The organism is Agathobaculum sp. Marseille-P7918, assembly GCF_900625105.1.
In the GTDB taxonomy this organism is placed as follows: domain Bacteria; phylum Bacillota; class Clostridia; order Oscillospirales; family Butyricicoccaceae; genus Agathobaculum.
This window is the reverse complement of sequence record NZ_UYYD01000003.1, coordinates 220,108-238,496: the sequence shown is the minus strand read 5'-3', so window position 1 is coordinate 238,496 and position 18,389 is coordinate 220,108. Positions and strand designations below refer to the sequence as shown.

The window sequence follows — 18,389 nt, the reverse complement described above, 5'->3', positions numbered from 1 at the left end:
ATTATGGAATATCATGCCGCCGCAGCTTCATTTCCTGCCACTCATCCTTGGTGATCAGAATCTGCCGCGGTTTGGATCCTTCAAACGGCCCGATGATGCCGCGCTCCTCGATCTGGTCGATGATGCGCGCGGCGCGCGAATAGCCCAACTTGAGCCGGCGCTGCAGCATGGAAGTAGACGCCTGATGGCAGTCCATGATGACGTCGATCGCCTCTTCGATCATCTCGTCCTCGTCCTCGCCGGGGTCGCCCGAGGCGCCGCCGCCCTTGCCGTCCACCTGCTCGGCCTGCCGCTCGATGTGCTCGAGGATCTCCTCATTATATTCGGCGGTGCTTGTCTGCTTGATATGCGCGATGACCGCTTCAATCTCGTCGGACGAGATAAAGCAGCCCTGCACACGCGTGGGTTTGCCCTCGCCCAGCGGCGCATACAGCATGTCGCCCTTGCCGATCAGCTTTTCCGCGCCGGTCGTGTCCAGAATGATGCGCGACTCGATCTGGCTTGCCACCGCAAACGCGATGCGCGACGGGATGTTCGCCTTCATGATGCCGGTGATGACGTCGGCCGACGGACGCTGGGTCGCAACCACCAGATGCATGCCCGCGGCGCGCGCCTTCTGCGCGATGCGGCAGATCGAGGTTTCGACCTCCTTAGCCGCGACCATCATCAGGTCGGCCAGCTCATCGATGACGATGACGATCTGCGGCAGCACCTGATACTGCTCGGGCGCGGCGCTCTCTTCCTGCTCGGCCTTGGCGCGCTCGGCGCGCATCAGGTCGTTGTAACCGGTCAGGTTGCGCACCTGATGATCGGCAAACAGCTTATAGCGGCGCTCCATCTCGCCCACCGCCCAGTTGAGCGCGCCGGCCGCCTTTTTCGGATCGGTCACGACCGGGATGAGCAGGTGCGGAATGCCGTTGTAATTGCCCAGCTCGACCATCTTGGGGTCCACCATGATCAGACGGACCTCTTCGGGCGTGGACTTGTACAAAAGCGAAATCAGCATCGAGTTGATGCACACAGATTTACCAGAACCCGTGGTACCTGCGATCAGCATATGCGGCATCTTGGCGATGTCGCCGATGACCGGCTTGCCGGTGATATCCTTGCCCACGGCAAAGGACAGGCGGCTGCGCGCATTGGTGAAGGCCGGGGACGAAATGCACTCGCGGATATAGACCGTATTGACCGTCTTGTTCGGCACCTCGATGCCGACCGCGATCTTGTCCGGGATGGGCGCAATACGCACATTTGCCGCGCCGAGCGATAACGCGATATCGTCGGCCAGCGCCGTGATGCGCGAAATCTTGATGCCGCGCGGTATGGTCAGTTCAAACCGCGTGACCGACGGGCCGCGCACGATACCGATGATCTGTGCGTCAATGTTGAACGATTCCAGCGTGTCGATCAGACACTCGGAATTTTCCTTGAGTTCGGCCTCCGCTCCGGCAACCGAGGCATGCTTGCCCTTGCCAAGCAGTTCGATCGGCGGATAGTCGTAAACCGGGGCGGGCGCTTTCTGGCTCTCGTCCATCTGCTCGCTCAGCTCCGCCTGCTCGGACTGGCTGATCTTCTCCGCCTTTTCCGGCTTGGCCGCAGGTTCGGCAGGCGGCTCTTCCTCGCGGTTTTCCACCAGATCGAGGATGCTCACCTGCTCGCCCGTTGTCTCCTCTTTCAGCGAACGCAGATATTCGTCCGGCGCCATCGGCTTGCCGCCGCGCGTGTGGCGCACGGGTGCATTCGGATCGGCGCCAGGCTTGTCCTCGCCGGGCGGCTCGGTATCCAGCGGGATATCGATATCCGCCTTGCGGCGCGCGGCGCGGCGCTCCTCGCGCCGCTGCGCGTGCGCCGCCGCAACCTCATGGACATTGGGCAGCTGGACGGGCGCCTCATACCGCTCGCGCTCTTCTTCGTCCTCATACTCATATTCGGGCGGACGGAGCATCTCAAACAGCGCCTGCGGCGTGATCCGGCAGGCGACCAAAATCGCCGCGACCGTCAGCAGAAGCAGCACCAGCAGCGCGCCGATGGACGACAGTGCCCACTCAAGCACGATATACAGCCCGCCCGCGAGCAGACCGCCCGACTTGCCCGCCGTGCCTGTCTGGAGCAGATCGAACAGGGTTTCCATCGAAAAATCATATTCGTTAGCGCAGGTGAATGCATGGACAATGCTGCCGAGAAATACCGGCAGCAGCGCAATGCTCACGCCGCGCAGGCGCACCGGCCCCTTTTGCCGCGCAAACAGCAAACCCGCCAGCGCCAGCAGCGCAAACGGCAGCACATAGCTGCCCTTGCCGATCAGCGCGCCGATGCCGCGGTGCAGCCAGTCGAGCAGCACGCCGTCGATCGGCAGGATGGCGAGCAGGCACAAAAGCCCGAGCACGCCCCAGACCGCACCCCAAGTGGCGCGGGACAGGATCGGCTCCGGCTCGGGCGCGCGCCGCGCGGTCGATTTGCCGCGCGACGAAGTTTTTTTGGTTGTGGTCTTTTTTGCAGCCAAAGTGTTTTTCCCTCGCTTTATTTGCTTGCCCGTGCGCCGCAACACGCACGGCTATGAATCGGCGGACAGCCGATGCCGGCCGTTTTTCCGCCAGTGCGAAGAAAAGTCCCGTTATCCGGAACTTTTCCCAGTGTTTTCGGCGGATGCGCCCGCAGGCGGCATCACACCATCTTTATCAGGCTCGCCACGATCGTGATCGTGCCGATCAATGTACAATACACAACAAACGGGCGGAAATTGCCGCGTTTGGACACAAAGCGCACCATGCGGATCGCCGCAAGGCCGGACAGCATCGCCGCCAGAACGCCCACGATGCAGCAGGCGACCGACACATCCCCCATCGCCGCAGCCGGGTCTTTGAACACGTCTGCGAGTTCCAAGATGTTCGCGCCCAGAATGACCGGCAGCGACATAATGAACGCGAAGCGCACCGCAAAGTCACGCGAAAAGCCGCGGAACAGGCCGGTGCAGATCGTGGTGCCCGAGCGCGACAGGCCGGGCAGAACGGCAAAGCACTGGCCGATGCCGACGATCAGCGCGTCCAGCCAGGTGGCGTTTTCCTCGGTCTTGTGCTTTTTCGGCGCCTTCTCGGACAGGTACAGCACCGCCGCAGTCACGAGCAGCAGCAGGCCAACCAGCAGCGGCGAGGAGAACGCGTCCTCAAGCGTGCTCTTGACCGGCAGGATCGCGAACATGGGCACAATGGTGAGCAGCAGCATCACGATAAAACGACGGTACGGATGACCGTTGATCTTGAAACCATCGTGAATCCAGCCGAAGAACTCGACAAACAGCTCCTTGATATCCTTCCAAAAAGCCACGATGACGCTCAGCAGCGTACCGAAGTGCAGCAGCACGTTAAACAGCATATAGTTGGTTTCCACGTCCTCGCCGAACAGGGTCTGCACCAGCACCAGATGGCCGGAAGATGATACGGGCAGGAATTCCGTCAGGCCCTGCACCAGACCCTGCAAAATAGCAAACCATAAACTCATGCGATCTGTCTCCTTTTGATGGGGCAAATATTACATACAGATTTATTATAGCATATCTGCATGCCGAATACCACCGTTTTCCGCAAAAATGCTGGGTTTCCCGCCGATTTACCCGTTCTCTTTCAGGATCCGGTCGATTGCCGCGGCCACGCCGTCCTCCGCGTTGGTCAGCGTCTGCCGCTTGCAGATCGCCTTGACCGCGTCATTGGCGTTGCCCATGGCGATCGGCAGCTCAACCGCGCGCAGCATCTCCAGATCGTTTTCGCTGTCACCGATGGCGGCGGCATGCGACAGATCCGTGCCCAGCTCGCGGCACAGCATGCCCAGCGCCGTCCCCTTATCCGCGGCAGGCGTGACCACTTCGATATTATCCGTCGCCGAACTCATCACGCGCACGCCCGGGATCTGCCGGATCTGCTCGCGCACCAGATGCAGCGTCACCGGATCGCTGCTGCGCGCAAAAATCTTATCCACCGACACATGCCCATTTGCAATATATTCCGCAATCGACGGCACAACCTGCTTGACCGCCAGATACCCCTCGTTGGACTTGTATTTGCCAAATTCGATCTCGTCATACGGCGTGATGAGCAGCGCTTCACCCGCATAGACCATCACAGTCAGCCCGATGCGCTCGACCGCGGCCGCCGCACGCACGGCAGGCTCCCACGGCATGGACATGCGCATCATGCACCGCCCGGTCGAAACGCGCGAGATCGACGCGCCGCCCGCGGTCACCATCAGGTCATCCGCGCCCATTTCGCGCGCAAAATCACATGCCTCGCCGCAGATTCGGCCGGTCGAAATGACCACATGCACCCCCGCCTCACGCGCACGACGCACCGCGTCCACCGTCGCCTCGGAAACCGTATTGGCCGGCGTCAGGGCAGTTCCATCCAGGTCAAGCGCGATCAGTTTGATGTTTTGCATGTTTGTTTTTCCCCCTGTTCATTCCCATTTCCTATTCAGGATACCGCAGCGCGGACAAAATTGCAAGCCCGGAAAATATCAAACATTTGTTCTTGTCTTTTTTGCGTTTTGCGGCTATTCTTTGCCTCACGGGAAGACAAGCAAATCCACCCCAAAAGGAGGCGATGCCATCTTGCGAAGTTCAGACGATCCCGGCGCACTCGTGGACATGCTCTACGAGATCGCCGGGGATGCGGACGCACCGGCGAACAGCCGCCTGAGTGCGATCAAAGAGATCCTCGACCGGACGGTCGGCAAGGGCACGATGCTGGGCGGCGCGGAACAGAAACCCGAACCGGTGGAAATCGTGTTCCGGATCGTCGATGCACGATCGGATACGACATAACCCCCCGGCAGGCGGCCTTCGTGCAGTCGGACGCGTTTGAAACGCTGTTCGGCGGCGCGGCAGGCGGCGGCAAAAGCCACGGTCAGCTGCTCGACGCGCTGCGGTTCGCGGTCTGTTATCCCGGCTCGCGGCAGCTCATGCTGCGCCGGACCATGCCCGAACTCGAGCGCTCGCTCGTGCCCGCGTCGCTGCGGCTGTTCCCCCAGTCGATCGCCAGCTACAAGGTCAGCGAACATCTGTGGCAGTTTGCCAATGGCTCGACGCTCGAGTTCGGCTACTGCGATGCGGAAAGCGATGTGACCAAGTACCAAAGCGCGGAATACGACGTGCTGCGGTTCGACGAGCTGACCCACTTCACCGAAAGCCAGTTCACCTATCTGATCTCGCGCGTGCGCGGAGCGAACCCGTTTCCCAAGCAGGTCAAATCCACGACCAACCCGGGCGGCGTGGGACATCAGTGGGTCAAGGCGCGGTACATCGATCCCATGCCGCCCGACAGCGAAACCGAATTTGACGGCGGCTCCCGGCTGTTCCTGCCCGCACGACTGGTTGATAATCCCTTCCTGCACCGCGCGGATGCAGGCTATGAAAAGCGGCTGCGGCTGCTGTCCCCGCGCGACCGGCGCGCGCTGCTTGACGGCGTGTGGGAGCTGGACGAGGGCCGCTACTTCAGCGAGTTCAGCACTGCGCTGCATGTCGTCCAGCCGCACGCCATCCCGAAGGACTGGCGGCGGTATCTGACGATCGACTACGGGCTGGACATGCTGGCGGCGCTCTGGATCGCGCAAAGCCCGGACGGGTACAGCGTAGTATACAGAGAGTTATATCAGTCCGGTTTGATTATCTCCGAGGCTGCTGCGGCGATCCTCGCCTGCGAACCCGCCGGAGAGCATATCGACTGCCGCCTCGCCCCGCCCGACCTGTGGAACAGGCGGCAGGAGACCGGCAAGAGCGCGGTAGAGCTGTTTGCGGACTGCGGGCTGGATTTCGACAAGAGCTGCAACGAGCGTGTTGCCGGATGGCTGGCGCTGCATGAACTGCTCGCGCCGCGCAAGGACGCCTGCGGTGAGATGCGACCGCGGCTGACCATTTTCGACACCTGCCGCAACCTGATCCGCACGCTGCCCGCCTTGCAGCATGACACGCGCAACCCGTCCGATGTGGCGAACACGCCGCACGAGCTAACCCACGCGCCCGACGCGCTGCGCGGCTATGCCGCGACCGTGTACGAGCCGCCCGCACCCGTTTCCCCTACGGCATATGACTGCGAGGTCGGGGAATTTCTCGCGTACTGAAAAGGAGGAACTCAATGACCATTTTACTTTACTGCCTTGGCGCTGCCCTGCTGGTGCTGACCGGCGCGGTCGTGTCCGGCGGACTGCGTCTGCCGCAGCGCCCGGCAAAAAGCGACGGTGCCGGCACCGCGGACGCGGACGACGCGCTCAGCCGCGACCTTGCCGCGCTGATGGCCTACGGAAGGGAGGACAACAGCGATGAAATTTGATCCGTCCCCCGCCGCCATCTGGAAAAAGTATGAGCGCGACCGCGACTACAAGCGTTCGATCGGCCTGTACGACCGCGTACGCCGCAATGAGGCGTTTTACCTCGGCCGTCAGTGGGAGGGGCTGCGCGTGCAGTCACTCGACCCGCTGATCTTCAACGTGCTGCGGCGCTGCGTCAACCTGTTTGTGTCCATGCTGGTGTCGGACGACGTCGCTGTACATGCCCAGCCGTTCGACATGGACGGCGACGGCCGCAAAACCGCCCGCGTGCTCGAGCGCGCCTTTGCGTCCGCGATCGAACGCTCGGGCGTCAAAGCCCTCGGCCGCCCGCTGCTCAAAAACGCCTGTGTCGACGGCGACGCCTGCTTCTACATGCATTTTGACCCCACGCTCGAAACCGGGCAGGCAGTCAAGGGCGACATCGTCGCCGAGCTGATCGACTCGACCAATGTCTGCTTCGGCAACCCGGCCTGCGACGAGGTACAGCGCCAGCCCTATCTGATCCTTGCGATGCGCCGCGACGTGGACGAGGTGCGAAAAGAAGCGCGCGAAAACGGCCTGCCGGCCGCCGAAGCCGAAGCCATCGTGCCGGACGACACTGAGGACTATCTGCGCTATCGCTTAAACGGAGAAAACGACCGTGTGACCGTGCTGCTGCACATGCGCAAGACCGAAACCGGCGTGGCGTTTACCAAAACCACGCGCACCGCGACCGTCATGCGGGAAAAGGAGCTGCCCTACCGCTATTATCCGGTCACGCATCTGTGCTGGAACCGCGTGCGCGGCTCGTGCCACGGCGAAAGCCCGCTGACCGAGGCCATCCCCAACCAGATCGCGATCAACAAGCTGTACTCGATGTATGTGCAGTGCATCAAGCAGGTGGCCTTCCCCAAGATCATCTACGACATGACCCGTTTTCCGAACGGCTGGTCGAACGATGTGGGCAAGGCGGTCGGCATGCGCGGCAACCCGAACGAGGCGATCGCGACTGCGTTCCGTGCGCCCGACATTTCCTCGCAGGTGCTCGGTCTGCTCAAGCAGATGATGACCGACACCATGGAACTGATGGGCGCGAGTGAGGCCGCGCTCGGCACGGTCAAGCCCGACAACACCTCGGCCATCGTCGCGGTGCAGAACGCGACCGCCGCTCCGCTCGAGCTGACAAAGATGGAGTTCTACCGCTTCACCGAGGACTGGGCACGCATCTTCCTCGACCTGATGGGCGCGCACTACGGCGTGCGTACGGTCGTCGTATCCGACGAGATGGGCGAAACGCCCTACCGGCAGAGCTTCGACTTCTCGACCCTTGCCGGGCAGGACCTGCAATTGCAGGTAGACGTCGGCGCGGCCAGCTACTGGTCGGAGACCATGCAGACCACGACCAACGACCATCTGCTCGAGAGCGGCGTCATCACCGACCCGCTTGTGTACCTGGAAAACGTGCCTGATTATCAGGTGCGCGGCAAAAACGACCTGCTGCACGCCTTGCGCATGCAGCGCCAGCAGCAAAAGGAGGAAAACGCAAATGCAAACCAGACGCAAAACGACCAGTAACCCGACCGCCGCCCCGGTGCAGACCGCGCAGAATGTACAGGCTGCGCCGGCTGCCGCCGATCCGTTCGCGCAGAACATGCCCGCGCAGAACATGGGCGACCCGGCCGCGCAGGCCGGCCAGCAGACCTATCCGGTTACGGTGGACGGCGAAATGCGCCAGCTGACGCTGGAAGAGCTGATCGAGGCGGCAAGCCTCGGCCTGTCCAAGCAGAACGCCTACATCCGCCGCAACCGTGCGGCAAACGGCATGCCCAACGGCCAGATCTATGCCGCCTTCGTCGAGGAATATCCGGATGTACGCCCGGAAGAGATCCCGCCGCAGGTGTGGGAATGGGCGCAGCAGGAGGGCTCGCTCGTCTCGGCCTATCGCAAGTGGGAGATCCTGACCCTCAAGGACGAACTGGCCGCACTCGAGATGAACCAGAAAAACCGCCGCGCGGCAGTCGGCCCGGCGCAGTCGGACGGCGAACCGGCGGGCGTCGATCCGGTGACGCTCGCGCTGCTCGGCAGATAAACAACTAGTATAAACAGGAGGTATTATACTTATGGCTATCAATCTTGCAACCAAATATTCCGACCAGATCGCGGAAGTATTCACCCGTGCATCCTTCATCAAGGGCAAGACCGCGGAAACCTTTGACCTGACCGGCGTCAAAACGCTCAAGGTCTACACGCCGATCACGGTCGAGGAGGTCGATTACGACCGCGACGGCGGCCTCAAGCGCTACGGCGATGTGACCGAAATGCAGGACGTCGTGCAGGAACTGACCATGACGCAGGACAAGGCGTTCACGCTGACGATCGACAAGGGCAACAACCTCGATCAGAATCTGGTCAAAAACGCGGCCGACATGCTGCGCCTGCAGCTGAACGAAAAGTCCACCCCGGCGGCCGACAAGTACGCCTTCCGCCGCTTTGTCACCATGGCGGGTACGCTGGCCGAAAGCGAAAAGCCGACCAAGAGCGATATCATCTCCAAGATTGCGGACGCCTCGCAGGCGCTGGACGACGCGCTCGTGCCGGACGACAACCGCTATCTGTACCTGACGAGCGAAATGTACAAGCTGGTCTGCACCTCGGACGAATTCGCAGGCGTGGATGTGCTGGCGCGTCAGTCGATCGCCAAGGGCGTGTGCGGAGAAGTATTCGGCATGAACGTGGTGCGCGTGCCCAAGAGCTACCTGCCGGAAAACGTCTACTTCCTCGTCGCGCACAAGGATGCGGTGCTCATGCCGTACAAGATCGCGGACGCCAAGGTGCACGAGGACCCGGTCGGCGTGTCCGGCGCGCTGATCGAAGGCCGTCATTACTATGACGCCTATGTGCTGGGCGCCAAGTGCGGCGGCGTGTACGCGCTGGTCGCAACCGGCTCGATTTCCGCCGCGCCGACCATCTCCGCAGGTAAGATCACGGCCACCGGCACCACCATCCGCTACACGCTCGACGGCTCCGATCCGCGTTACTCGGACTCCGCCAAGGATTATGTGGCCGAAACCCAGTTGACCGCGGAGGATGGCTGCCAGATCCGCGCTTATGCGGTCGAGGACGGCAAATATCCGTCCCCGGTTGCCGCAGGCTAAACCAAACGGCCGCCCATAGGACGGCATAGACAGGCTCCCAGCCTGACAAACAGGCTGGGAGCAATACTTGAAAAAGGAGGACTTCCATGACCGGAACCGAATGTTATCACGCCGCCCTCAATCTGCTGGGCGAAACGCCCAACACCGGCGTGTACTATGAGCAGTTTGCGCTCGGCGCGCTCAACCAGCTGCTGGCGAACAGCCTGCGCGAGATCAACGCGCAGCGGACGGCGCAGCACGAACCGGAGTTGACCGTCCCGCCGCGCCTTTCTGCGCTGGATGAGGAACTCCCTGCGGACGATTGCCTTGCCGCCGAGTGTTTCCCCTATGGTCTGGCTGCCCTGCTGGTGGCGGACGATGACAAGGCGAAATTCAACTGGGCGGCCTCGGAATACGCCGAGCGCCTGCTGTGCCACTGCCCCGCCCAGCTGACCGCCGTACAGGAGATGATCTGATGCGCGCCTATCAGTTCCCGCAGCCCGAAACCGTGCATGAAACCGTGGTCAGCAGCTTCGGCGGCGTGGATTTCCGCACCCATCCGACCAAGCTGTCGCTCTCCCGCTCGCCCGATATGCAGAACCTGATCTGCGACCAGAATGATTATCTGGTCAAGCGCACGGGCTGGCAGACCCAGCATACCTACGACGCACCGGTCTACGGCCTGTTCCCGCTGCCCGACCGCACCGGCTGTGCCGTGCACGCGGGCAAAAAACTGTACATCCGTCAGCCGGACGGCACCCAGACCGAAGTATGCGCGGACATGCAGGAGGATTTCACCCAGTCATTCGTGATGAGCGGCGTACTCTATCTGCTCGACGGCGCGACCTTCCGCGCGGTGCGCCGCAACGCATCCGGCGACGGCTGGGAAGCCGTGCGTGTGCAGGACATCGCCTATGTGCCGACCACGACCATCTCGGCCCAGCCGACCGGCGGCGGCACCAGCTATGAGGCGGTCAACCTGCTCACCCCCAAGCGCATCAACACCTTTATCGGCAACGGCTCGGCCACCCAATTTCAGGTGGATGCCAAAGAGCTGGATGATGCCGCGGTCACTGCGACGGTCAACGACGAAGCGGTGGAGGTGTCGTCGGTCAACCGCGAAACCGGGCTGGTGACGCTCGCTGCCGCGCCCGCAAACGGCAACGGGCTGGCCAATGTCTCGATCGCCTTTTCCAAAACCGTGGAAGGCTACACCGACAAGATCAACCGCTGCCGTTTTGCCGGTCTGTACGGCGGCAAAAACGACACACGCGTCTTTCTCGCGGGCAATCCGGACGAACCCGCCTGCGACTGGCAGAGCGGCCTGTACGACCCGACCTACTTCCCCGATACGGGCTACACCCGCATGGGTACGGACGCGTCCGCCATTGTTGGCTACCTCAAGCAATACGAAAGCCAGCTGATCGTCAAAGCGGGCGGCGCGCAGGAATCCGCCAGCTACCGGCGCACCTTCACCCTTTCCGACGACGGCACGGCGCTCTATCCGCTGACGCAGGGCGCACAGGGCGAAGGCGCCATCTGTCCGCGCAGCTTTGCCTCCCTGAACGACTTGCCGCTGTTCCTGTCCGCACGCGGCGTGCAGGGCGTGTTCGGCACGACCGTCGCCGAACAGCGCACCATCCGTTCGGTCTCGGACGCGGTTGCGCCCCGTCTGCAAGCCGAACCCGGGCTGGAAAACGCCTGCGCGATCGTGTTCCAAGGCAAATATTATCTGGCGGTGGGCGGGCATGTGTACATTGCCGACGGCACCATTGCCGACACCGACGGTAGTCCGGCCTGGTTTTACTGGACGGATGTGCCCGCGCAATGCTTTGCCGAACTGGACAATGAACTGTGGTTCGGCACAGCGGACGGCAGGCTGTGCCGCTTCAAGCAAGCGGAAGAGGACGGCGCCTACTGCGATGACGATGCCGCCATCGACGCCTACTGGCGTACGCCGACGCTGCCGCTGGGCGACTGGGGCCGCACAAAAACCGTGCGCGATGTCATCCCGACGCTGGTGCCGCATTCCCGTTCGGGTGCAACCGTGCAGTATGAAAGCGAGGACGGCAAAACGCTTGCACTTTCGCGCAACATGGACTTATTCTCGTTCAAAACGCTGGATTTCTCGCGTTTTTCCTTCCGCTGCATCCCTGGCGCGCTCAGCTACCGCACCCGCTACCGCCAGCACCGCATGCCGCTGCTGGCCGTGCGCATCGGCAACGACCGTCCGAACGAGCCGTTCGGCCTGCTTGCGCTGACCATCCGCTGGACGGCCGGGCAGACCATCATTTGAGAAAGGAGGAACCACATGGCTCTCAATTACCGAGAGGATTTCGACTATTCCGAGGCGATCGCCAACACGCAGGACGCCGCCGAGCGCCAGCAGCTGCTGGCGGAACGCCAGAACAAGATCGAGGCAGAAGGGCTGGCGGGCAAAGTCGCTTCCAACGAAGCGGTTTCCACCTGGAACGGCGACTATCGCCCGTACTCGGTGTCCAGCACGCAGAGCGGCGGCACCGCGGTCAGCCAGCTGTACGACGCGGCGGAACAGGCGCGGCTCCAGCGCTTTGACGCCGCACGCGAACGCATCCAGCAGCAGCTGGAAAGCAATCTGTCCTCCATCGAGCGCGACTACACCGCCGGTATGACACAGACCGATATCAACGCGCGCCAGTCCGTGCTGGCGGGTGAAGAGAAGCTCGCCGCGCTCGGTCTGAACATGGGCGCGCGCGGTGCGGCCGCCACTTCCGGCGCGGCCGAAACCAGCCGCATTGCGATCGACAACCAGTACCGCAGTGATCTGAACGCGCTCGGCCAGGCACGGTTGACAGCCCGCGCCGCAGCGCAAGACAGCGCATCCGCCCAGCAAGCTGCCCTGGAAAGCGACTATCTGTCCGCATCGGAGTCCGCATCCCTTCAGCAGGCGCAGGCGGCGCTGACGCAGTTCAACGCCGACCGGGATTATAGTCTGTCCGTCGCAGGACTGACCGGTTTCCTGAACGGTCTGCCGACGCTTGCCTATCGGGACTACGCCTCCGGCCTGACCAGTCAGGCGCAGGCACAAGCCTATGAGCAGGCCTTCAACCGCTGGAAGACCGCCGGTTATGTGCAGGCGGGCGACGCGGCCATCCTCGGTGTGCCTGCCGGTACGCCGACCGCGGACGTCAGCTACAAAAACGCCAGCCTCGCCTTGCAGCAATGGAAGGCCGGATACTGGTATTAACATACATCTCTTTGCATAAAAAGCCGGTCTCTGCATTGATTGCAGAGACCGGCTTTTGAAAGAAATGAAGGTATGGGCTAAGTTATTCAATACCAGAGGTTTATTTTGTCTATTTTTTCCTCTCTTGGTTATATTGACTAATTGAATAAAATAATATTATCACAGTGTAATTCCAAGGTCAATACCCTTTCCTGTCAGATACTTGAATTTTTTCTTATATGTTCCATATCCTTTACATTTTTGCACACTTTTCCGCCCACATAGCAGCCGACATCGTTCTTTTCTCCCCCTTTTTCGACAAGAAAAAGCCGTCCACCTGTGGTGGACGGCTTTTTGTCGCTTGACGCGTAATTCTTACTTGTTCTTCAGGTTGAAGAAAGCGTTCTTGCCGAGGTACTGTGCAACATCCTCGCCCAGCTCTTCCTCGATGCGGAGCAGCTGATTGTACTTCGCAACGCGGTCGGTACGGCTCGGAGCACCGGTCTTGATCTGGCCAGCGTTGAGCGCAACAGCGATGTCCGCGATGGTAGCATCCTCGGTCTCGCCGGAACGGTGAGAAACAACAGCGGTATAGCCCGCGCGGTTTGCCATCTGGATGGCATCCAGGGTCTCGGTCAGAGAACCGATCTGGTTTACCTTGATCAGGATGGAGTTTGCAACACCCAGATCAATGCCCTTCTTCAGACGGGTGGTGTTGGTAACAAACAGGTCGTCGCCAACCAGCTGGATCTTGTCGCCCAGAGCCTTGGTCAGCATCTCCCAGCCTTCCCAATCCTCTTCAGCCATGCCGTCCTCGAGGGAGATAATCGGATACTTCTCAGCGAAGTTCTTCCACATCTTAACCAGCTGCTGCTGAGTCAGCTTCTTGCCGGACTTCGGCTGGATATAGCACTTCTCTTCGTCGTTCCACCACTCGGAGGAAGCAGCGTCGATCGCGATCATGAAGTCCTCGCCCGGCTTGTAGCCAGCTTCTTCGATCGCCTTAACGATCACCTTGAGCGCGTCCTCATCCTTCTTCAGGTTCGGAGCGTAGCCGCCCTCGTCGCCAACGCCCGCAGCCGGGGTGCCGTTTTCCTTAAGGGTGGTCTTGAGCTGATGGAATACTTCTGCACAGCGGCGCAGCGCCTCACGGAAGGACGGAGCGGAAACCGGCATGATCATGAATTCCTGAATCTCAACGTTGTTGGTCGCATGTGCGCCGCCGTTGAGGATGTTCATCATGGGCATCGGCAGGGTCTTGGCATTGCAGCCGCCGATATAGTTGTACAGCGGCAGGCTCAGTGCTTCCGCAGCAGCCTTGGCAACCGCCAGGGATACGCCCAGGATCGCGTTTGCGCCGAACTTGGTCTTGTTCGGGGTGCCGTCCGCCTCGATCATCGCCTTGTCGATGGCCTGCTGGTCGAGCGCGTTCATGCCGATGATGGTCTCAGCGATCTCGCCGTTGACAGCGTCAACCGCCTTCAGAACGCCCTTGCCGTTGTAACGGGACTTGTCGCCGTCGCGCAGCTCGCAAGCCTCGAAGATACCGGTGGAAGCGCCGGACGGAACAGCCGCGCGGCCCATATAAGCGCCGGTGTCGCCCTCAACATAAACCTCAACCTCAACGGTCGGGTTGCCACGGGAGTCCATGACTTCGCGGCCGAGTACATCAACAATTTCAATGTAGCCCTTCATAATTCTTACTCCTTTTTATTTGAAAATTTGGGGATACGCAATCAGTTACTTGACGAGCAGGCTATGGCCGGTCATTTCCTCCGGCTGCGGCAGGCCCATCATTTCCAGCAGCGTCGGCGCCAGATCCGCCAGCACGCCGCCTTCCGCCAGCTTGCCCGCGTGGCCGACCATACAGAGCGGCACGGGGTTGGTGGAATGTGCGGTGAACGGCGTTACGCCGTCCGCGTCAAGCATCTGGTCCACGTTGCCGTGGTCGGCGGTGATCAGGCACTGGCCGCCCATCTTGAGGATGGCGTCCACAACCTTGCCCACGCCGTCATCGGTCGCTTCGATCGCCTTGACGGCAGCCTCGAACACACCGGTGTGGCCAACCATGTCGCAGTTGGCAAAGTTCAGCACGATCATGTCGTACTTGCCGGACAGGATGCGCTTGACGCACTCCTCGGTCACGGCAGGCTCGCTCATCTCCGGCTGGAGGTCATAGGTGGCCACCTTGGGAGACGGGATCAGCGCGCGGTCCTCGCCCGGGTATTCCTTCTCAACGCCGCCGTTGAAGAAGAAGGTGACGTGCGCGTACTTCTCGGTCTCTGCGATGCGCAGCTGGGTCAGACCCTTGTTCGAGATATACTCGCCGAAGGTGTTCTTCAGGCTCTGCGGCTTGAAGGCAACTTCAACGCCGGTGATCGTCGCATCGTACTGCGTCATGCAGACGTAGTGGATGTTACGGCGCTGACGCTTGAAGCCGTCAAACTCGTGGTCAACGAACGCACGGGTAATCTCACGCGCGCGGTCGGGACGGAAGTTTGCGAAGATGATCGCGTCGTCGTCCTTGACGGTCGCGCCCTCGGTCACGATGACCGGAACGACGAACTCATCGGTGACGCCTGCGTCATAGGACTTCTGCATCGCCTCATGCGCAGTGGCGGCATGCTCGCCGATGCCCTCGGCGATCGCCTGATATGCCTTCTCTACGCGGTCCCAGCGCTTGTCGCGGTCCATCGCGTAGTAACGGCCGGAGATCGTGGCAATGCAGCCAAGCTCCAGCGTATCGATCTTGTTCTGCAGGCGGTCGATATACTCGATACCGGACTGCGGCGGGGTGTCACGGCCGTCCATGAAGCAGTGGAAGCATACCTTGCGCAGACCGTTGCGGCGCGCCAGCTCGAGCAGCGCGAACATGTGGTCGATATGCGAGTGTACGCCGCCGTCGGACAGCAGACCGAAGATGTGCAGGGTGGAGTCAAACCACTTGCACTGGTTGATCGCGCTCATGAGCGCTTCGTTCGAGAAGAAATCACCGTCCTGAATGGACTTGGTGATGCGGGTCAGTTCCTGATACACGATGCGGCCCGCGCCGATGTTGGTGTGACCAACCTCGGAGTTGCCCATCTGGCCGTCCGGCAGGCCGACATCCAGACCGGAAGCGCCGATATAAACCAGCGGGTTTTCCTTGAAGATGCGGTCGAGGTTCGGAGTCTTGGCCGCCTTGATGGCGTTGCCCTTGACCTCGTCACGATGGCCGAAACCGTCCATGATGATCAGTGCGGTCGGCTTCTTGGGCTCGTCCGCCTTCTTGGCAGCGGTCTTGCGGGTCGTGGTCTTCTTGGCCGCCGTGGTCTTTTTGGCCGCAGTCTTGCGGGTCGTGGTCTTCTTCGCCGCGGGCTTGGCCGCAGCCTTCTCCGCCGGCTTGGTTTCCGCCTTCACCTCGGTCTTGACTGCTTCCGCCTTGGTCTCTGCCTTGGTTTCCGCCGCCTTGACCTCAGCCTTGACGGCTTCCGCCTTGACTTCCGGCTTGGCTTCCGTCTTGGAGGCCGGCTTTACCGCCGTCTTAACCTCTTCGGGTTCCGCCTTGCTCGGCACATTTTGCTTTTTCATACTATAAATTACTCCTTTTCACAAGCGGACGAAAGGGGACAACGTTCTTTCCGATGTCCCCTCCCGCACGCACGGCGCGGGGAGTAAACCCTCACCGTATTCCTTATCTTATTGATTGGCTGCTTCGACGATGGTCGCGAAGTCAGCGCTCTTCAGGGAGGCGCCGCCGATCAGGCCGCCGTCAACATCCGGCTGAGCCAGCAGCTCGGCTGCGTTCTTGGCGTTCATCGAACCACCGTACTGGATGGTGATGCCGCGGGCCGCACGCGCGCCGTACTTCTCGCGCAGGCAGTCGCGGATCGCGCCGCAGACCTCGCCCGCCTGCTCGGCGGTAGCGGTCTTGCCGGTGCCGATCGCCCAGATCGGCTCATAAGCGATAACGACCTTCTTGATATCCTCCACAGCAACACCCTGCAGGGCGATCTTGATCTGCTTGCGGATAACCTCCATGGTAACGTCCTGCTCGCGCTCGGTCAGGCTCTCGCCGACGCACAGGATCGGACGCAGGCCGTTCTCCAGCGCAACCAGAACCTTCTTGTTGCAGGCCTCATCGGTCTCGTTGAAGTACTGACGGCGCTCGGAATGGCCGATGATAACGTACTTGACGCCCAGTTCCTTGAGCATATCGGCAGAGATCTCGCCCGTGAACGCGCCGGACTTCTCAAAATGCATATTTTCCGCACCGATGGCGATCTTGGAGCCCTTGGCAGCCTTAACAGCAGCCTGAATATCGGTAAACGGCACGCAAAGAACCATCTCGCACCACTTGGTCTTGGAAAGCAGCGGCTTCATCTCTTCGATGAGGGCCTTCGCCTCGCTCGGCGTCTTGTTCATCTTCCAGTTGCCGGCGATGATGGTCTTACGGTATCTGCGATTCATTTTGGTTTTACCCCTTTCAAACATTTGAACGGCCTATCCGTCCTGATCGGTATGTATTATAGCGGGGCAGCGCGTGCCCCGGTATAAAGCACATGATTGCGCGTGACGCGCGGAATTACTTGTCCTGCAGGCAAGCGATGCCCGGCAGTTCCAGACCCTCGAGGAACTCGAGAGAAGCGCCGCCGCCGGTGGAGATGTGGGTCATCTTGTCCGCAAAGCCCAGCTTCTCAACCGCAGCTGCGGAGTCGCCGCCGCCGATGATGGAGACCGCGCCGGAAGCCGCGATCGCCTTGGCAACTTCCTTGGTGCCGACTGCGAAGGTGTCGAACTCGAACACGCCCATCGGGCCGTTCCAAACAACCGTGCCAGCGTTCTTGACCGCGTCAGAGAACAGTGCAACGGTCTTCGGGCCGATGTCCATGCCCATCATGTTGTCCGGCAGCTGACCGGCTTCGTAAACAACCGGCTCTGCGTCCGCGCCGAAGTGGTCGCCGCAAACGGTGTCAACCGGCAGCAGGAGCTTGACGCCCTTGTCCTCTGCCTTCTTGATCAGGCCGAGCGCGAGGTCGAGCTTGTCATCTTCGCACAGCGAGGTGCCGATCTTGCCGCCCTGCGCCTTGGAGAAGGTGTAAGCCATGCCTCCGCCGATAATGACGGTGTCGCACTTGTCGATCAGGTTGTTGATGACGTTGATCTTATCGGAAACCTTCGCGCCGCCCAGGATGGCAACGAACGGACGGGCCGGATCGGAAAGCGCCTTGCCCATGATGGAGATTTCCTTCTTGATCAGGAAGCCGCAGACAGCCGGCAGATAGTCGGCAATGCCGGCGGTGGAAGCATGCGCGCGGTGCGCAGTGCCGAATGCATCGTTGACATAGATCTCGGCCATATCGGCAAATGCCTTCGCCAGCGCCGGATCGTTCTTGGTCTCGCCCTTTTCAAAGCGGACGTTCTCCAGCAGGACAGCCTGACCCGGCTTGACTTCGGCAGCGAGCTTCTTGGCATCCTCGCCGACAACGTCCTTGGCCAGCTTGACTTCCTGGCCGAGCAGCTCGCTCAGGCGCTTTGCAACCGGCGCGAGCGAATACTTCATGTTCACTTCGCCCTTCGGACGGCCGAGGTGCGAGCACAGGATCACAGCCGCATTGTGATCCAGCAGATACTTGATGGTCTCGAGCGACGCGCGGATGCGCTTGTCGTCGGTGATGTTGCCGTTCTCGTCCTGCGGAACGTTGAAGTCGCAGCGGACGATGACCTTCTTGCCATTTACGTCGATGTCCTCGACGCTCTTCTTGTTATACTGCATA

Annotated in this window: 16 protein-coding genes; 9 read left to right on the top strand and 7 right to left on the bottom strand. The window is 61.1% G+C overall.

Annotated features, from left to right (window positions below; all coding sequences use genetic code 11):
* Nucleotide 1: 1 nt before the first annotated feature.
* The 3 genes from EJL02_RS07360 to EJL02_RS07350 form a co-directional block, all read right to left on the bottom strand.
* A complete protein-coding gene (locus EJL02_RS07360; RefSeq protein ID WP_243114419.1) occupies nt 2-2,503 on the bottom strand; it encodes a DNA translocase FtsK in 2,502 nt (833 codons plus the stop codon).
* Nucleotides 2,504-2,664: 161 nt separating this feature from the next.
* Nucleotides 2,665-3,498, bottom strand: a complete 834-nt coding sequence (locus tag EJL02_RS07355; protein WP_125115766.1) for an undecaprenyl-diphosphate phosphatase — start codon at nt 3,496-3,498, stop codon at nt 2,665-2,667.
* A 108-nt stretch (nt 3,499-3,606) separates the two neighbouring features.
* Nucleotides 3,607-4,428 carry a Cof-type HAD-IIB family hydrolase gene (locus tag EJL02_RS07350; protein WP_125115765.1) on the bottom strand — a complete coding sequence of 274 codons (822 nt, stop codon included), beginning with the start codon at nt 4,426-4,428 and terminating at the stop codon, nt 3,607-3,609.
* Between the two features lie 172 nt (nt 4,429-4,600).
* On the opposite strand from EJL02_RS07350, the gene EJL02_RS14150 reads away from it, so the two are divergent.
* The 9 genes from EJL02_RS14150 (at nt 4,601) to EJL02_RS07310 (ending at nt 12,654) form a co-directional block, all read left to right on the top strand.
* Entirely contained in the window at nt 4,601-4,813 is a 213-nt protein-coding gene (locus EJL02_RS14150) for a hypothetical protein (RefSeq protein WP_164510336.1), read from the top strand.
* 20 nt (nt 4,814-4,833) lie between these two features.
* Nucleotides 4,834-6,108, top strand: coding sequence for a phage terminase large subunit (locus EJL02_RS07345; RefSeq protein WP_164510335.1), 1,275 nt, complete (start codon nt 4,834-4,836; stop codon nt 6,106-6,108).
* A gap of 14 nt (nt 6,109-6,122) precedes the next feature.
* On the top strand, nt 6,123-6,317 hold the full coding sequence (locus EJL02_RS07340; protein ID WP_125115763.1) for a hypothetical protein: 195 nt from the start codon (nt 6,123-6,125) through the stop codon (nt 6,315-6,317).
* A complete protein-coding gene (locus EJL02_RS07335) occupies nt 6,307-7,869 on the top strand; it encodes a hypothetical protein (RefSeq protein WP_125115762.1) in 1,563 nt (520 codons plus the stop codon). The genes EJL02_RS07340 and EJL02_RS07335 overlap by 11 nt, the downstream gene beginning before the upstream one ends.
* Nucleotides 7,841-8,383: a hypothetical protein gene (locus tag EJL02_RS07330; RefSeq protein WP_125115761.1), complete on the top strand. Its 543-nt coding sequence runs from the start codon at nt 7,841-7,843 to the stop codon at nt 8,381-8,383. The genes EJL02_RS07335 and EJL02_RS07330 overlap by 29 nt, the downstream gene beginning before the upstream one ends.
* A gap of 31 nt (nt 8,384-8,414) precedes the next feature.
* Complete coding sequence (locus tag EJL02_RS07325; protein WP_125115760.1) at nt 8,415-9,449, top strand: FN3 associated domain-containing protein; 1,035 nt, start codon at nt 8,415-8,417, stop codon at nt 9,447-9,449.
* An 86-nt stretch (nt 9,450-9,535) separates the two neighbouring features.
* A complete protein-coding gene (locus tag EJL02_RS07320; RefSeq protein ID WP_125115759.1) occupies nt 9,536-9,904 on the top strand; it encodes a hypothetical protein in 369 nt (122 codons plus the stop codon).
* On the top strand, nt 9,904-11,724 hold the full coding sequence (locus tag EJL02_RS07315) for a hypothetical protein (protein ID WP_125115758.1): 1,821 nt from the start codon (nt 9,904-9,906) through the stop codon (nt 11,722-11,724). The genes EJL02_RS07320 and EJL02_RS07315 overlap by 1 nt, the downstream gene beginning before the upstream one ends.
* Nucleotides 11,725-11,739: 15 nt before the next feature.
* On the top strand, nt 11,740-12,654 hold the full coding sequence (locus EJL02_RS07310) for a hypothetical protein (RefSeq protein ID WP_125115757.1): 915 nt from the start codon (nt 11,740-11,742) through the stop codon (nt 12,652-12,654).
* Between the two features lie 354 nt (nt 12,655-13,008).
* Here the strand turns inward: EJL02_RS07310 and eno are convergent, their stop codons facing one another.
* From eno to EJL02_RS07290, 4 genes are all read right to left on the bottom strand, one after another.
* Entirely contained in the window at nt 13,009-14,328 is a 1,320-nt protein-coding gene (eno, locus tag EJL02_RS07305) for a phosphopyruvate hydratase (protein WP_125115756.1), read from the bottom strand.
* Between the two features lie 45 nt (nt 14,329-14,373).
* Nucleotides 14,374-16,203 (bottom strand): 2,3-bisphosphoglycerate-independent phosphoglycerate mutase, encoded by a 1,830-nt coding sequence (gpmI, locus tag EJL02_RS07300; RefSeq protein ID WP_125115755.1) that lies wholly within the window; start codon nt 16,201-16,203, stop codon nt 14,374-14,376.
* 108 nt (nt 16,204-16,311) lie between these two features.
* A complete protein-coding gene (tpiA, locus tag EJL02_RS07295; RefSeq protein WP_125115754.1) occupies nt 16,312-17,082 on the bottom strand; it encodes a triose-phosphate isomerase in 771 nt (256 codons plus the stop codon).
* A gap of 115 nt (nt 17,083-17,197) precedes the next feature.
* Nucleotides 17,198-18,388 (bottom strand): phosphoglycerate kinase, encoded by a 1,191-nt coding sequence (locus tag EJL02_RS07290; protein ID WP_125115753.1) that lies wholly within the window; start codon nt 18,386-18,388, stop codon nt 17,198-17,200.
* Nucleotide 18,389 lies beyond the last annotated feature (1 nt).

Bases quoted from the DNA above. Each gene is read 5' to 3' on its own strand.
- EJL02_RS07325 (WP_125115760.1), top strand. From the start codon at position 8,415: ATGGCTATCAATCTTGCAACCAAATATTCCGACCAGATCGCGGAAGTA.
- tpiA (WP_125115754.1), bottom strand. From the start codon at position 17,082: ATGAATCGCAGATACCGTAAGACCATCATCGCCGGCAACTGGAAGATG.
- EJL02_RS07320 (WP_125115759.1), top strand. From the start codon at position 9,536: ATGACCGGAACCGAATGTTATCACGCCGCCCTCAATCTGCTGGGCGAA.
- eno (WP_125115756.1), bottom strand. From the start codon at position 14,328: ATGAAGGGCTACATTGAAATTGTTGATGTACTCGGCCGCGAAGTCATG.
- EJL02_RS07290 (WP_125115753.1), bottom strand. From the start codon at position 18,388: ATGCAGTATAACAAGAAGAGCGTCGAGGACATCGACGTAAATGGCAAG.
- EJL02_RS07335 (WP_125115762.1), top strand. From the start codon at position 6,307: ATGAAATTTGATCCGTCCCCCGCCGCCATCTGGAAAAAGTATGAGCGC.
- EJL02_RS07315 (WP_125115758.1), top strand. From the start codon at position 9,904: ATGCGCGCCTATCAGTTCCCGCAGCCCGAAACCGTGCATGAAACCGTG.
- EJL02_RS07310 (WP_125115757.1), top strand. From the start codon at position 11,740: ATGGCTCTCAATTACCGAGAGGATTTCGACTATTCCGAGGCGATCGCC.
- gpmI (WP_125115755.1), bottom strand. From the start codon at position 16,203: ATGAAAAAGCAAAATGTGCCGAGCAAGGCGGAACCCGAAGAGGTTAAG.
- EJL02_RS07330 (WP_125115761.1), top strand. From the start codon at position 7,841: ATGCAAACCAGACGCAAAACGACCAGTAACCCGACCGCCGCCCCGGTG.
- EJL02_RS07350 (WP_125115765.1), bottom strand. From the start codon at position 4,428: ATGCAAAACATCAAACTGATCGCGCTTGACCTGGATGGAACTGCCCTG.
- EJL02_RS07340 (WP_125115763.1), top strand. From the start codon at position 6,123: ATGACCATTTTACTTTACTGCCTTGGCGCTGCCCTGCTGGTGCTGACC.
- EJL02_RS07355 (WP_125115766.1), bottom strand. From the start codon at position 3,498: ATGAGTTTATGGTTTGCTATTTTGCAGGGTCTGGTGCAGGGCCTGACG.